The sequence below is a fragment of the Peribacillus folii genome (genome assembly GCF_030271255.1).
In the GTDB taxonomy this organism is placed as follows: domain Bacteria; phylum Bacillota; class Bacilli; order Bacillales; family DSM-1321; genus Peribacillus.
In genome coordinates, this window is the sequence record NZ_JASJOM010000003.1 from 312,706 (window position 1) to 327,405 (window position 14,700).

General features: G+C 44.1%; 12 protein-coding genes. All 12 read left to right on the top strand.

Annotation, left to right across the window (positions count from 1 at the left end):
- The first annotated feature begins 83 nt into the window (after positions 1–83).
- The 12 genes from QNI08_RS06610 (at position 84) to pnp (ending at position 14,543) form a co-directional block, all read left to right on the top strand.
- Positions 84–4,406, top strand: a complete 4,323-nt coding sequence (locus tag QNI08_RS06610) for a PolC-type DNA polymerase III (protein ID WP_285766626.1) — start codon at positions 84–86, stop codon at positions 4,404–4,406.
- Between the two features lie 193 nt (positions 4,407–4,599).
- Complete coding sequence (rimP, locus tag QNI08_RS06615) at positions 4,600–5,073, top strand: ribosome maturation factor RimP (RefSeq protein ID WP_285766627.1); 474 nt, start codon at positions 4,600–4,602, stop codon at positions 5,071–5,073.
- A 42-nt stretch (positions 5,074–5,115) separates the two neighbouring features.
- Entirely contained in the window at positions 5,116–6,246 is a 1,131-nt protein-coding gene (gene nusA / locus QNI08_RS06620; protein ID WP_285766628.1) for a transcription termination factor NusA, read from the top strand.
- 17 nt (positions 6,247–6,263) lie between these two features.
- Positions 6,264–6,539 (top strand): RNase P modulator RnpM, encoded by a 276-nt coding sequence (gene rnpM / locus QNI08_RS06625; RefSeq protein WP_285766629.1) that lies wholly within the window; start codon positions 6,264–6,266, stop codon positions 6,537–6,539.
- A gap of 5 nt (positions 6,540–6,544) precedes the next feature.
- Positions 6,545–6,850: a YlxQ family RNA-binding protein gene (locus QNI08_RS06630; protein WP_061144653.1), complete on the top strand. Its 306-nt coding sequence runs from the start codon at positions 6,545–6,547 to the stop codon at positions 6,848–6,850.
- Between the two features lie 19 nt (positions 6,851–6,869).
- On the top strand, positions 6,870–9,026 hold the full coding sequence (infB, locus tag QNI08_RS06635; RefSeq protein ID WP_285766630.1) for a translation initiation factor IF-2: 2,157 nt from the start codon (positions 6,870–6,872) through the stop codon (positions 9,024–9,026).
- Entirely contained in the window at positions 9,023–9,304 is a 282-nt protein-coding gene (locus QNI08_RS06640; RefSeq protein WP_285766631.1) for a DUF503 domain-containing protein, read from the top strand. The genes infB and QNI08_RS06640 overlap by 4 nt, the downstream gene beginning before the upstream one ends.
- Positions 9,305–9,321: 17 nt before the next feature.
- Positions 9,322–9,690: a 30S ribosome-binding factor RbfA gene (rbfA, locus tag QNI08_RS06645; protein WP_285766632.1), complete on the top strand. Its 369-nt coding sequence runs from the start codon at positions 9,322–9,324 to the stop codon at positions 9,688–9,690.
- Between the two features lie 93 nt (positions 9,691–9,783).
- The gene (truB, locus tag QNI08_RS06650; RefSeq protein ID WP_285766633.1) at positions 9,784–10,704 is read left to right on the top strand and encodes a tRNA pseudouridine(55) synthase TruB; all 921 of its coding nucleotides are present in this window, start codon (positions 9,784–9,786) and stop codon (positions 10,702–10,704) included.
- A 33-nt stretch (positions 10,705–10,737) separates the two neighbouring features.
- A complete protein-coding gene (ribF, locus tag QNI08_RS06655) occupies positions 10,738–11,685 on the top strand; it encodes a bifunctional riboflavin kinase/FAD synthetase (protein WP_285766634.1) in 948 nt (315 codons plus the stop codon).
- Between the two features lie 150 nt (positions 11,686–11,835).
- Positions 11,836–12,105 carry a 30S ribosomal protein S15 gene (gene rpsO / locus QNI08_RS06660; RefSeq protein ID WP_053345367.1) on the top strand — a complete coding sequence of 90 codons (270 nt, stop codon included), beginning with the start codon at positions 11,836–11,838 and terminating at the stop codon, positions 12,103–12,105.
- A gap of 320 nt (positions 12,106–12,425) precedes the next feature.
- Positions 12,426–14,543: a polyribonucleotide nucleotidyltransferase gene (gene pnp, locus QNI08_RS06665; protein ID WP_285766635.1), complete on the top strand. Its 2,118-nt coding sequence runs from the start codon at positions 12,426–12,428 to the stop codon at positions 14,541–14,543.
- Positions 14,544–14,700 lie beyond the last annotated feature (157 nt).

A 14,700-nucleotide genomic window follows, 5' to 3' on the forward strand; every position in this document is an offset into this window, starting at 1 on the left:
CTTTGTGTTATGATATAATAGCCTCTGATATCAGAGTGAAAATGAATAATATCTTAAGAGATAATAGATAGGGGAGAGAGGAAATGGATCAAAATCCCAATAGCGGTAGAGAGAGATTTCAACTCTTGCTCCAGCAAATGGGCTTGATTGAGGATGCCTTTGTGAATTTTTTCATTGGTGCCGAAATTGACAAGCTCTCGATTGAGAGAGAGTCCAAAACATGGCATTTTGCCTTTAATATACCTGCATTGATACCTTGCAGTGTCCATACAAGATTTGCTACACATTTAGCGAGTACATTTTCCCATATTGCCAAAGTGACCTTCACCTTGAATGTGGACAATCCTCAAGTGACGGAACAACTGATTAAAGAATATTGGAAGAACTGTATCAGGGAGCTAGATGGCATGTCTCCGGCTCTTTTGTCGCTTCTGGATGAACAAGAGCCCGCTGTCAATGGACATAAACTGATCATAAGTGCTCGGAATGATACAGAGGCAGGGCAGTTGAAACGAAAATATTCCGGCATCATTTCGAATATATACCAAACCTTTGGCTTCCCTCCGCTTACTCTGGAGGCGGAAGTGAAGGAAGCGGTATCGAATCCCGATTACCAAAAGTTCTTGGAAGAGAAACAAAAAGAAGACGCGGAAAAAGGTCTGGCTGCATTAGTTGAAATGCAGAAGAAGGAATCGGAAAAAGGCAGCGACGATGGCGCCTACGATGGTCCTGTTAAAATTGGTTATACAATTAAAGAAGATGCGGATTTTCGCAGGATCGAACAAATTATCGATGAAGAGCGCAGGATCGCGATTGAAGGCTATGTATTTGATGCAGAGGTGCGTGAGCTTCGCAGCGGGCGCAGCCTGTTAACGTTTAAAGTGACCGATTATACCAGTTCGATATTAGTGAAGATGTTTTCACGGGACAAAGAGGATGCTGCCATACTTGCCCGTGTGAAAAAAGGCATGTGGGTACGGGCACAGGGGAGCATCCAAAACGATACATTCGTTCGTGACCTGGTTATGATTGCAAATGATATCAATGAAATCTCCAAGCAAGGCCGCCAGGATAAGGCACCTGAAGGGGAAAAACGGGTGGAACTGCACATGCACACGCCGATGAGCCAGATGGATGCGGTAACACCTACGTCCGCACTTGTTGCACAGGCTGCTAAGTGGGGGCATAAGGCTGTGGCGATAACGGATCATGCAGGTGCACAATCATTCCCAGAAGCTTATAGTGCAGGCAAAAAGAATGGCATCAAAATCCTATATGGCGTTGAAGTGAATCTTGTGAATGACGGGGTGCCTATCGTTTATAATGAGGCACATATTTCTTTGGCAGATGCCACTTATGTTGTATTTGACGTTGAGACGACAGGCCTGTCGGCCGTTTATGATACGATCATTGAATTTGCTGCAGTGAAAATTCGTGATGGCGATATAATCGACCGCTTCGAGTCATTCGCGAATCCCCATCATCCGTTATCGAATACGACGATTGAGTTGACGGGAATCACGGATGACCTTGTCGAAAACGCGCCGGAAGTTGCAGAAGTATTGGAAAAGTTCAAGGCTTGGGCCGGGGATGCGATCCTCGTTGCCCACAACGCTGCTTTTGATATGGGCTTTTTAAATATTGGTTATAAAAACATTGGATATCCGAAGGCAGCCAACCCTGTCCTGGATACGTTGGAGCTTGCCCGGTTTCTTTACCCAGAGTTTAAAAATCACCGGTTAAATACATTGTGCAAAAAGTTCGACATCGACTTGACCCAGCATCACAGGGCCATTTATGATGCCGAAGCCACAGGATACCTTATGCTGAAGATGCTGAAGGATGCAATGGCAAAAGAAATTACCCATCACGATCAGCTGAATGACAATATGGGAAAGGGAAATGCTTATCAGCGTTCCCGTCCATCCCATTGTACATTGATCGCACAAACTCAGGCAGGACTAAAAAACCTTTTCAAATTAATATCGATATCTCATATCGATTACTATTATCGTGTGCCCCGTCTGCCGCGTTCACAACTTAAAAAGTATCGGGAGGGTATCCTGGTAGGATCCGGCTGTGACAAAGGGGAAGTATTTGAAGGAATGATGCAGAAGGGCTTCGAGGAAGTCGTCGAAATTGCCGATTTTTACGATTACCTTGAAATCCATCCGAAGGAAGTTTATCAGCACTTGATTGAGCTGGAGTTTGTCCGCGATGATAAGTCGTTGGAAACGATCATCTCTAATATCGTCAAGCTTGGTGAAAAACTGGATAAGCCAGTGGTGGCCACGGGGAATGTTCATTATTTGGACCCCAATGATAAAATTTATCGTAAAATCCTCGTGAATTCACAAGGGGGAGCGAATCCGCTCAATCGTCATAAGCTGCCCGACGTGCATTTCCGGACAACGGATGAGATGCTGCGGGAGTTCTCCTTCCTTGGCGCTGATAAGGCGAAGGAGGTAGTGGTGGCGAACACGAACAAAATCGCTGATATGATCGAGGATATCAAACCAATCAAAGATGATCTATATACACCTAAAATTGAAGGTGCAGATGAAGAAATGCGCGAGATGAGTTATGGCATGGCAAGGAAGATATACGGAGACAACCTGCCGGAAATCGTGGAAGCCCGTCTTGAGAAGGAATTGAAAAGCATCATTGGGCATGGGTTTGCCGTCATTTACTTAATTTCCCATAAACTAGTTAAAAAATCATTGAATGACGGGTATCTCGTTGGTTCCAGGGGGTCTGTCGGATCGTCCTTCGTTGCCACGATGACCGAAATCACAGAGGTGAATCCGCTACCGCCGCACTATGTATGTCCGGAGTGCAAGAAATCCGAATTCTTCAATGACGGTTCTGTAGGTTCAGGATTCGACCTTCCGGATAAAGACTGTCCGGATTGCGGCATCCCTTATACAAAAGACGGTCATGATATCCCGTTTGAAACCTTTCTGGGGTTCAAGGGCGATAAGGTTCCCGATATCGATTTGAACTTTTCCGGTGAATACCAGCCGAAGGCCCATAATTATACGAAGGTCCTATTCGGTGAGGAATACGTATATCGTGCGGGAACGATTGGTACTGTAGCTGAGAAAACGGCTTATGGATATGTGAAGGGATACTCTGCCGATAACAACCTCCACATGCGCGGGGCAGAGACTGATCGCCTCGTTGCAGGCTGCACGGGTGTAAAACGGACAACGGGGCAGCATCCCGGCGGTATCATCGTCGTACCGGATTATATGGACATTTATGATTTCACTCCGATCCAATTCCCGGCGGATGACAGGAATTCCGAGTGGAAAACGACACATTTTGATTTCCATTCCATTCATGATAATATCTTGAAGCTCGATATACTCGGTCATGATGATCCAACTGTAATTCGCATGCTTCAAGATTTGAGCGGCATCGATCCTAAGACCATTCCTACAGATGATCCCGAAGTGATGAAAATATTCAGCAGTACGGAATCATTAGGAGTGACCGAAGAACAGATCATGTGTAAAACGGGTACACTCGGTATTCCTGAATTTGGTACGCGTTTCGTTCGGCAGATGCTTGAAGACACGAAACCGACTACATTCTCCGAACTTGTCCAGATTTCCGGACTGTCACACGGAACGGATGTATGGTTGAGCAATGCCCAAGAGCTGATACACAACCGGATTTGTACACTGAGTGAGGTTATTGGGTGTCGGGATGATATCATGGTGTATCTCATTTACCAAGGACTCGAACCCTCCCTCGCGTTCAAAATCATGGAATCGGTCCGGAAAGGGAAAGGACTATCCGAGGAATTTGAAGAGGAGATGCGCAAAAACGAAGTGCCGGAATGGTATATCGATTCTTGCAAGAAAATAAAATACATGTTCCCGAAAGCCCATGCCGCAGCCTACGTCTTGATGGCTGTCAGGATTGCTTATTTCAAAGTGCATCTGCCCTTATTGTATTATGCGGCTTACTTCACGGTGCGTGCCGATGACTTTGAAATCGACGCCATGACAAGGGGATCGCAAGCGATCAAAGCGAAAATGGAAGAAATCATGGTAAAGGGATTGGATGCTTCCACAAAGGAAAAGAATACATTGACCGTTCTTGAATTGGCTTTGGAAATGTGTGAACGCGGCTATGCATTTGCTAAGGTCGATTTGTACAAATCCAGTGCCGACCAGTTCATAATAGAAGGAAACACTTTGATACCTCCTTTCAATTCGATACCTGGCCTAGGTACGAATGCTGCCATCAATATCGTCAACGCACGCGGAAATGGTGAATTCCTTTCGAAGGAAGACCTGCAGCAACGGGGGAAGGTTTCCAAAACGATTCTTGAATACCTTGATAAACAGGGTTGCCTGGAGTCATTGCCTGAACAAAATCAATTATCCTTGTTTTAATGTGGGAACGAGTGCCAAAAAGGAAGGAACAGACATGATATTTGCAAAAATATCTTGATTATGGTATATTTTTATTGGAAATACTAAGAGGAACCAATGGCAAGAGTGGGGAAACCCACTCTTTCGTGTTGTATTGACCATTTAATTTTGAATCCGAAACCAAGCGCATACAACGCACGTATGGAGGAAACAAATGAGTAAAAAGGTAACGGAAGTTGTAGAGGAATTAGCATCACCAATTCTTGAAGAATTGCAGCTTGAATTAGTTGAAGTAGAGTATGTGAAGGAAGGTAAAAGCTGGTTCCTTCGAGTTTACATTGATAAAGAAACAGGCGTAGATATTGATGATTGCGGAAATGTGAGTGAAAAACTTAGTGAAAAGCTTGATGAGGTTGATCCGATTCCACAAAATTATTTTCTCGAAGTTTCATCACCGGGAGCTGAAAGGCCTTTAAAAAAAGAGAAGGATTTCCTTAACGCTATCGGTAAAAATGTTTACATAAAAACATACGAACCAATTTTGGATGAAAAAGAATTCGAAGGAATCCTAACCAGTTTCGACGGTAAAGAAGTGACGCTGGAAGTCAGGATCAAGACACGCAAGAAAACGATCGTCATACCATTCGAAAAGGTAGCCAAAGCAAGGCTGGCAATTACCTTCTCTTAAGTCAAGTAAATCATTAATTAAATATCCGTAAGGGGGATCACCATGGGCAATGAGTTATTGGATGCTCTCTATATTTTAGAAAACGAAAAAGGAATTTCCAGGGAAGTTTTAATCGATGCGATTGAAGCTGCTCTTATATCGGCATACCGTCGTAACTTCAACCAAGCGCAAAATGTACGTATCGACTTGAATCTTGGTAAAGGAACGATGCGCGTATTTGCGAGAAAAGACGTTGTTGACGAAGTATTCGATTCGCGTCTGGAAATTTCTGTTGAAGAAGCAAGAGCAATCGATCCCAACTATCAGTTAGAAGACGTTGTCGAAATGGAAGTTACGCCTAAGGACTTTGGCCGCATCGCTGCGCAAACAGCGAAACAAGTCGTCACTCAAAGGGTTCGTGAAGCAGAACGAGGCATCATCTATTCCGAATTCATCGACCGCGAGGAAGATATCATGACGGGCATCGTCCAACGCCAAGATTCCCGCTTCATCTATGTAAGCTTAGGAAAAATAGAAGCTTTGCTTCCAGTGAACGAGCAAATGCCGAATGAACAGTATAAACCTCATGATCGCATCAAAGTTTTCATCACGAAAGTTGAGAAGACATCGAAGGGCCCGCAAATTTTTGTATCCCGGTCACATCCAGGACTATTAAAACGTTTATTCGAAATCGAAGTGCCTGAAATTTTCGATGGTACGGTGGAAATCAAGTCAGTTGCCCGCGAAGCAGGCGACCGTTCGAAAATCTCCGTTCACTCCGATAACGAAGAGGTAGATCCTGTAGGTTCCTGTGTAGGCCAAAAAGGACAACGTGTTCAGGCCATCGTCAATGAACTGAAAGGCGAAAAAATCGATATCGTCAAATGGTCGGAGAACCCGGTCATTTTCGTTGCGAATGCCTTAAGTCCTTCAAAAGTTCTCGAAGTCATCGTAAAAGAAGAAGAAAAAGCGACGACCGTCATTGTCCCTGATTATCAACTTTCCCTGGCAATCGGCAAGCGTGGACAAAATGCACGTTTGGCTGCCAAACTCACCGGCTGGAAGATTGATATCAAGAGTGAAACGGAAGCACGCGAAGCTGGAATCTATCCAGTGGAAGAACAGGAATTCCTTTTGAGCAGAGATAGTTATGTTAATGATGAGGAAACAGACTTCGAAGAGGATAACGAGTAATCCAGAGGTGAAAAAAGATGAATAGCCGAAAAAAAATCCCGATGCGTAAATGTGTGGCGACGGGCGAAATGAAGCCCAAGAAGGAACTCATCCGCGTCGTTCGATCTAAAGAAGGGGAAGTCAGCCTTGATCCGACCGGGAAGAAATCGGGAAGGGGAGCTTATTTGACTCTTGATCGGGATATTATCGAGCTGGCCAAAAAGAAAAATGTGCTGGCTAATCACCTTAGTACCCAAATCGATTCTTCCCTTTATGAACAATTGCTTGAATTAGTGAATGAGGAGAAAAACTAAACATCATGACCCAACAACAACAATGGATGTCTCTATTAGGATTGGCCAATCGAGCACGCAAGCTAATTTCGGGTGAAGAATTAGTGGTTAAAGAGATTAGAAGCGGTAATGCCAAAGTTGTTATTTTATCCGCGGACGCTTCAAAAAACACTGAAAAAAAAATATCTGATAAGTGCGCATTTTATCAGGTTCCTTTAAAAAGAGTCGAAAGCAGGTCCATGCTCGGCCATGCGATAGGCAAGGATGCTAGAGTTGCCGTCGCAGTTCTGGATGAAGGTTTTGCACAAAAACTCCGAACGCTGCTCGATTAAATTTTACGGGGGTGAACGTATGACAAAATTGCGTGTATATGAATATGCAAAACAAAAGAACGTTTCAAGCAAGGATGTAATAAATAAACTTAAAGAAATGAACATAGAGGTAACAAATCATATGACAGCATTAGACGATTCAACTGTAAATAAACTAAATGATTCAATTAAACCTAGTAATGAAGATAAAAGTCAGGCTGCTGAACCTAAAGCTAACGCTACCGTTGCAAAATACGAAGCGGAAGCAGATGAGAAGAGCACGGTCAATAAAGAAAAGCTTAAGAAAAAACCACCTGTTAAACCTGTAGGTACGAAAAAACCGGCAGGCCAGTTTAACCGGAACAGAAATAACAAGAACAAAAATAATAAACAAAGGCAACAAGCGCCTGCGGCTCCTGTTACAAAGCGGAAAGAAAGGGAACTGCCTGAGAAGATTACGTTTTATGAGTCTTTGACCGTTATGGAGCTTGGAAAAAAACTTCACCGTGAACCTTCTGAAATCATTAAGAAGCTCTTTATGCTTGGAGTTATGGCCACAATTAATCAAACCTTGGAAAAAGACGCGATTGAATTGATTTGTGCCGAGTACGGCGTAGAGGTAGAAGAGGAAATCCGTGTAGACCTAACCGATCTTGAATCATTGGTTACTGAGGATGCTTCTGAAGACTTGATTGAACGTCCGGCTGTCGTAACGATTATGGGACACGTTGACCATGGTAAAACGACATTGCTCGATTCAATTCGCCACACTAAAGTAACGGAAGGCGAAGCTGGCGGAATCACACAGCACATCGGTGCCTATCAGGTTAAAGTAAACGACAAGAAAATCACGTTCCTTGATACGCCGGGACATGCTGCATTTACAACGATGCGTGCCCGCGGTGCTCAGGTTACGGATATCACGATCCTAGTCGTTGCAGCGGATGACGGCGTTATGCCTCAAACGGTTGAAGCGATCAACCATGCGAAAGCGGCTGAAGTTCCTATTATCGTCGCTGTCAATAAAATGGATAAAGAAGCGGCCAACCCAGATCGCGTTATGCAAGAATTGACTGAGCATGGCCTGGTTTCCGAAGCATGGGGCGGAGATACCATATTCGTACCTATTTCAGCGAAAAAAGGCGAAGGCATCGATAGCTTGCTTGAAATGATTCTGCTTGTAAGCGAAGTGGAGGAGTATAAAGCGAATCCAGACCGTAAAGCGAACGGAACGGTCATCGAAGCACGTCTGGATAAAGGGCGCGGTTCTGTTGCGACATTGCTTGTCCAAAACGGTACATTGAAAGTCGGAGATCCGATCGTTATCGGTAATACATTCGGCCGTGTGCGTGCAATGGTCAATGATCTTGGCCGCAGAGTGAAGGATGCAGGTCCATCCACACCGGTTGAAATCACTGGTTTGAACGAAGTTCCACAAGCAGGTGACCGTTTCATCGTCTTCGAAGATGAGAAAACGGCCCGTCAAGTCGGCGAGGTTCGTGCGCAAAGGCAGCTGGCTTCACAGCGTAATGAAAAATCTCGCGTGACCCTTGATACACTGTTCGAACAAATGAAAGAAGGGGAAATTAAAGAATTGAACATCATCTTGAAAGCGGATGTTCAAGGTTCTGCGGAAGCAGTTGCAGCCTCCCTGAATAAAATAGAAGTGGAAGGCGCTAAAGTGAAAATCATTCACACTGGCGTCGGCGCAATCACGGAGTCCGATATCATCCTTGCAACAGCTTCAAACGCCATCGTCATCGGATTTAACGTCCGTCCTGACGTGAATGCGAAGCGTGCAGCTGAATCGGAAAATGTCGATGTACGCCTTCACCGCATCATCTATAAAGCGATCGAAGAAATCGAGTCGGCCATGAAAGGGATGCTTGACCCTGAATTTGAAGAGAAAATCATCGGTCAGGCTGAGGTCCGTACGACGTTTAAGGTATCTAAGGTCGGCACGATTGCCGGTTCTTATGTTACGGAAGGAAAAATCACACGTGATAGCGGAATCCGCTTGATTCGTCAAGGTGTCGTCATTTTCGAAGGTGAAATTGATGCATTGAAACGTTTTAAAGATGACGTTAAAGAAGTGGCCACGAACTATGAGTGCGGTATCACCATTAAGAATTACAACGATCTTAAAGAAGGCGATGTAATTGAAGCATATGTAATGGAAGAGATCGAGCGTAAATGATCGTTGGCTCTGTCCAATGTGAATGCATCATCCATGACACCCATTCATTGAAGGAAAAACGGGCCGTGTTACAGCGTGTCATCACACGGCTTAAACAAAAGTTCAATATATCGGTAGCCGAAACCGATTTTCAGGATTTATGGCAGCGTAGCAAGATCACGATCGTAACCGTATCATCCTCAAGGAAGGCTACCGAGAGGGAGCTTCAAAATGCCCTTAAATTTCTAGATTCTTTTCCGGAACTAGAGCGAACAATAACAGATATAGACTGGCTTTAGGCTAATGAGGTGATATTATGAGCCTTCGTTCAAATCGTGTTGGCGAACAAATGAAAAAAGAGCTGAGTGAAATTATTGGCCGCAAAATAAAAGACCCAAGGATCGGATTTGTAACCGTAACGGATGTGGCGGTTACAGGAGACCTACAACAAGCAACAGTTTACATTTCCGTTCTGGGTGACCAGGAGCAACGGGAAAAAACACTGCAAGGGCTAGCAAAGGCCAAAGGATTCATGCGTTCCGAGATCGGGCAAAGAATCCGCCTGCGTAAAACACCTGAACTGTTTTTTGAATTTGATGAATCGGTCGATTACGGTAATCGCATCGAGTCATTGATTTCCCAAATCCATTCAGAGGATAAACCGGCTGAAAAAGACGAAGAATAAGCAAGCAGTAAAAAGGGGGCCGACTCAGGTAAGTGCTTTGCACTTCTTGAAGTCGGTTCCTTTTTTTTGAAAATGAATGATGAGGTGACGGCGATGAATGGTATTCTTCCATTATGGAAACCAAAGGGAATGACATCACATGATTGTGTTTTTAAATTAAGAAAGATTTTGAAAACAAAAAAAGTTGGACATACGGGGACATTGGATCCCGATGTAACGGGAGTTTTGCCAATTTGTATCGGCAGGGCAACGAAGGTTGCTGAGTATCTGACAGAAGCCGGCAAGTCATACGAAGGGGAAGTGACCCTCGGTTTTTCCACAACAACCGAAGATGCAAGCGGTGAAAAGGTCGAGGAGAAAACGATAGAAGAAGAGATTCCGCGTGAACGGATCTTGGATATGCTGGAATCCTTGACGGGAAAAATTGAACAAACCCCGCCCATGTTTTCAGCTGTTAAGGTGAACGGGAAGAAGCTGTACGAATATGCCCGAGCCGGTATTGAAGTGGAGAGACCGACAAGGGAGATAACCATCTACGAAATGACCCTTCTTGATGATCGCGAGGTATTTAAGGGAGATACGATTTCTTTTCGTTTTCGCGTCAAGTGCAGTAAAGGCACGTATATCAGGACGCTTGCCGTCATGATGGGAGCAAAGCTTGGCATACCTGCCCATATGTCAGACTTGATCCGGATTGAATCAGCCGGCTTCAAGCTTGATGACTGCTTCACGTTTGCCGATGTGGAAGCATTGATGGAAACAGGACAATCGGATGATTTTCTATTGCCTTTAGAGCGGGGATTATTTCATTTGCCGAAATGTAAGATTAGTGATAAAGTAGCAAAGAAAGTACTCAACGGTGCGGTATTAGAACAAACAGGGGATGTCACTGCCGAAATTGGGGAGCCCTTTGTGATGGTGGACCCATCCGATAAGGCGATTGCCATTTATCAAGTACATCCGTCAAAAGAAGGATTAATCAAACCTGTAAAAGTATTGGCACAAGAATCATAGACCGTTTTGCCGTCGGAAAGAGGAGATTGAAAGGTGAAAGTGATTGCAATAGAGCATCCTCATCAATTTAATTCGGATGATTTTCCTGAGCTTGTTATGGCGCTTGGATTTTTTGATGGAATACATAAAGGCCATCAGATCGTAATACAAACTGCCAAGCAAAAAGCTGAGGAAATGAACCTGAAGTCAGCCGTCATGACTTTTGATCCGCATCCTTCCGCAGTTTTGGGAAGGAAAACGGAAAATATCCGCTACATTACCCCACTTGAAGATAAGGTGGCTATCATCGAGTCGATGGAGATAGATTATTTATTCATTGTCCATTTCAGTAAGGAGTTCGCTTCGGTACTGCCGGAACGTTTCGTTGATGAATACATCGTAGGGCTGAATGTCCGCCACGTAGTTGCCGGTTTTGACTATTCATATGGCCGCTATGGCCAAGGTTCGATGGAAGACCTGCCTGTTTACGCTCAAGGAAGATTCTCACAGACGGTCGTTGCCAAGCAGACACTCGAAGATGAAAAGGTTAGCTCGACGCGAATCAGGGAGACACTCGGCAATGGTGATTTTACCGACTTTTATCATTTGGCGGGCCGTCGCTTCATAACGAAGGGGCATGTCGTTCACGGTGAAAAAAGGGGAAGGAAGCTCGGTTTTCCCACTGCTAATATCGAAGTGAGCGATGATTACATTTTCCCTGCTGCGGGCGTATATGCCGTGAGGATCAACATAGGCGGCAAATGGTATCGCGGAGTTTGTAATGTCGGTTATAAACCTACATTCCATGAAGATAAGCCTAAATATCCAACTGTGGAGGTTCATGCCTTGGATTTTTCGGGAGATATTTATGGCAGCCAGGTTTCAGTCGAATGGCATGTTAGGCTACGGAGTGAGCAGAAGTTTTCCGGGCTTGAAGCATTGGTTGCCCAGATTGAAACAGACAAGGAAAATGCAATCGCATATTTTGCCGAACTCGAATGACGATAGGTTAAACAGAAGACAGGACTTGCAATTTTAGTGAAATGCATGTATTCTATTATATGTATGAAAATAACCATTGCTTGGCTAGTCGAGACTCCGACGCTGGCTCGGTAATAGGTGATTTTACAGAATTTTAGGAGGAATAATAACATGGCAATTACACAAGTACGCAAAAACGAACTAATCGCTGAGTTCAGAACTCACGATACTGACACTGGATCTCCAGAAGTGCAAATCGCGGTATTAACAGAAGAAATCAACAACTTGAATGGTCACCTACGCACTCACAAAAAAGACCACCATTCACGTCGCGGTCTTCTTAAAATGGTAGGTAAACGTCGTAATCTTTTAACTTACCTACGTAACAAAGACGTTACTCGTTACCGTACACTAATTAACAAATTAGGTCTACGTAGATAATTTTTTCAGGAAGGCGGGAAATTTCCCGCTTTTTTGATGTTAATCAAATGATTTGGACGTGTTCTACTTTAAGGCTGAGCCTTCGTCCTTGGGACTCGGCGTGAGCCGGGTCTTTTTCCGTTTATAAATGATCAGGATATACATATTCAAATGAGTGAAATTTTTATTCATTTTACTGTTAATGCTTGTTTTTTTCGTGCATAATAGGAATAGTTTGGTTTTTACTTGAGTTCAGTTACTTTCACATATAAATGATTTAATCCAATACAGGTTTAGGTAAACTAAGCCTCTAAGTGAAGATTCAGAGAGGGGTTTAATGAATGGGACAGGAAAAACATACGTATTCATTTGATTGGGCCGGCCGTAATGTTACGGTGGAAATAGGGCAATTGGCCAAACAAGCCAACGGAGCAGTAATGGTCCGTTATGGAGAGACTGCTGTATTAAGTACGGCGACGGCTTCGAAGGAACCGAGAAATGTCGATTTCTTCCCTTTGACAGTCAATTATGAAGAAAGGCTTTATGCAGTCGGCAAAATTCCGGGAGGATTCATTAAGCGTGAAGGCCGGCCGAGTGAAAGGGCGATTCTTGCGAGCCGCTTAATTGACCGTCCGATTCGTCCATTATTCGCGGATGGCTTCAGGAATGATGTCCAGATCATCAGCATGGTCATGAGTGTCGATCAAGATTGCTCTACTGAAATGGCAGCGATGCTTGGTTCATCCTTAGCTCTTTCCGTTTCCGATATCCCGTTCGAAGGTCCGATTGCCGGAGTGGTTGTGGGAAGGATCAATAATGAATTCATCATTAACCCTACTGTTGACCAACTCGCACAAAGTGACATCAATCTGACGGTTGCCGGTACTAAAGATGCTATTAACATGGTTGAAGCGGGGGCGAATGAAGTACCTGAAGAAACGATGCTCGAAGCCATCATGTTCGGTCATGACGAAATCAAGAAGGTCATTGCATTCCAGGAGAAAATCGTTGCGGAAATCGGCAAAGAGAAAATGCAGATCGCTTTATATAAAGTGGATGCAGACCTTGAAGCGGAAGTGAAGGGCCATTGTGAAGCGGACTTGAACAAAGCAGTGCAAGTTCAGGAAAAACATGCTCGCGAAGACGCGATTAAAGTGGTAAAAGATCGTGTATTGGCCAATTATGAAGAAGAGACAGATGAAGCTAAGCTAAAGCAAATCAAAGAAATCCTGAATAAACTGGTTAAATCCGAAGTCCGACGTTTAATTACGGAAGAAAAAGTTCGTCCAGACGGCAGGAATCCTGATGAAATCAGACCATTATCTTCAGAAGTCACCATCTTGCCCCGTACACATGGTTCTGGATTGTTCACACGAGGACAAACCCAAGCGCTATCGATTTGTACATTAGGTGCATTGGGTGATGTCCAGATTTTGGACGGACTCGGAACAGAAGAGTCAAAACGCTTTATGCACCACTATAACTTCCCGCATTTCAGTGTCGGTGAAACGGGACCGATCCGTGGGGCAGGCCGCCGGGAAATCGGTCATGGTGCACTTGGTGAAAGAGCATTGGAACCAGTTATCCCTAATGACAAAGATTTCCCATATACAATCAGGCTTGTATCGGAAGTCCTTGAATCAAACGGTTCAACTTCACAAGCAAGTATCTGTGCAAGCACTTTGGCAATGATGGATGCCGGTGTACCATTGAAAGCCCCAGTTGCCGGTATAGCGATGGGACTTGTAAAAACGGGCGAGCACTATACGATCCTGACTGACATTCAAGGGATGGAAGATCACTTGGGGGATATGGACTTTAAAGTCGCTGGAACATCAAAAGGTGTGACTGCACTGCAAATGGATATTAAAATTGAAGGTCTTTCAAAGGAAATCCTGGAAGAGGCATTACTTCAAGCGAAACATGGCCGGATGCATATCTTGGAATCCATGATGTCAACCATTAAACAACCGCGTGAGCAGTTATCCAAGTATGCTCCTAAAATCGTTACCATGACCATTAACCCGGATAAAATCCGTGATGTCATTGGACCTAGCGGAAAGCATATCAATAAAATCATTGAAGAAACTGGCGTGAAGATCGACATCGAACAAGATGGAACGGTGTTCATCTCATCAACAGATGAGCCAATGATTCAAAAAGCGAAGAAAATCATTGAGGATATCGTGCGTGAAGTCGTGGTGGGTGAACTTTACTTAGGTAAAGTGAAGCGCATTGAAAAATTCGGTGCATTCGTTGAAATCTTCAATGGCAAGGACGGTTTGGTACATATTTCTGAACTGGCTGAAGAAAGAGTCGGAAAAGTGGAAGATGTCGTTTCACTTGGAGATGAGTTATTGGTAAAAGTAACCGAGATTGACAAGCAAGGCAGGGTGAACCTTTCCCGCAAAGCTGTCCTGAAAGAGCAAAAAGAGGCAGCCAATCCATCTCAATCGTAATAAAAATAATTTTTATATCCGGCATGCGATTCCCTGTGAATCTGCATGCTTTTTTTATTGAATGAGCAACTAGCGGACTCAAGGGAAATAGGATTAAAAGGATGGCATGTTCTACCTTGTCCGTTTTCTTCATACATTCTGGTATGAAGGGGGCGGA

Bases quoted from the DNA above. Each gene is read 5' to 3' on its own strand.
- QNI08_RS06610 (WP_285766626.1), top strand. From the start codon at position 84: ATGGATCAAAATCCCAATAGCGGTAGAGAGAGATTTCAACTCTTGCTC.
- rimP (WP_285766627.1), top strand. From the start codon at position 4,600: ATGAGTAAAAAGGTAACGGAAGTTGTAGAGGAATTAGCATCACCAATT.
- nusA (WP_285766628.1), top strand. From the start codon at position 5,116: ATGGGCAATGAGTTATTGGATGCTCTCTATATTTTAGAAAACGAAAAA.
- rnpM (WP_285766629.1), top strand. From the start codon at position 6,264: ATGAATAGCCGAAAAAAAATCCCGATGCGTAAATGTGTGGCGACGGGC.
- QNI08_RS06630 (WP_061144653.1), top strand. From the start codon at position 6,545: ATGACCCAACAACAACAATGGATGTCTCTATTAGGATTGGCCAATCGA.
- infB (WP_285766630.1), top strand. From the start codon at position 6,870: ATGACAAAATTGCGTGTATATGAATATGCAAAACAAAAGAACGTTTCA.
- QNI08_RS06640 (WP_285766631.1), top strand. From the start codon at position 9,023: ATGATCGTTGGCTCTGTCCAATGTGAATGCATCATCCATGACACCCAT.
- rbfA (WP_285766632.1), top strand. From the start codon at position 9,322: ATGAGCCTTCGTTCAAATCGTGTTGGCGAACAAATGAAAAAAGAGCTG.
- truB (WP_285766633.1), top strand. From the start codon at position 9,784: ATGAATGGTATTCTTCCATTATGGAAACCAAAGGGAATGACATCACAT.
- rpsO (WP_053345367.1), top strand. From the start codon at position 11,836: ATGGCAATTACACAAGTACGCAAAAACGAACTAATCGCTGAGTTCAGA.
- pnp (WP_285766635.1), top strand. From the start codon at position 12,426: ATGGGACAGGAAAAACATACGTATTCATTTGATTGGGCCGGCCGTAAT.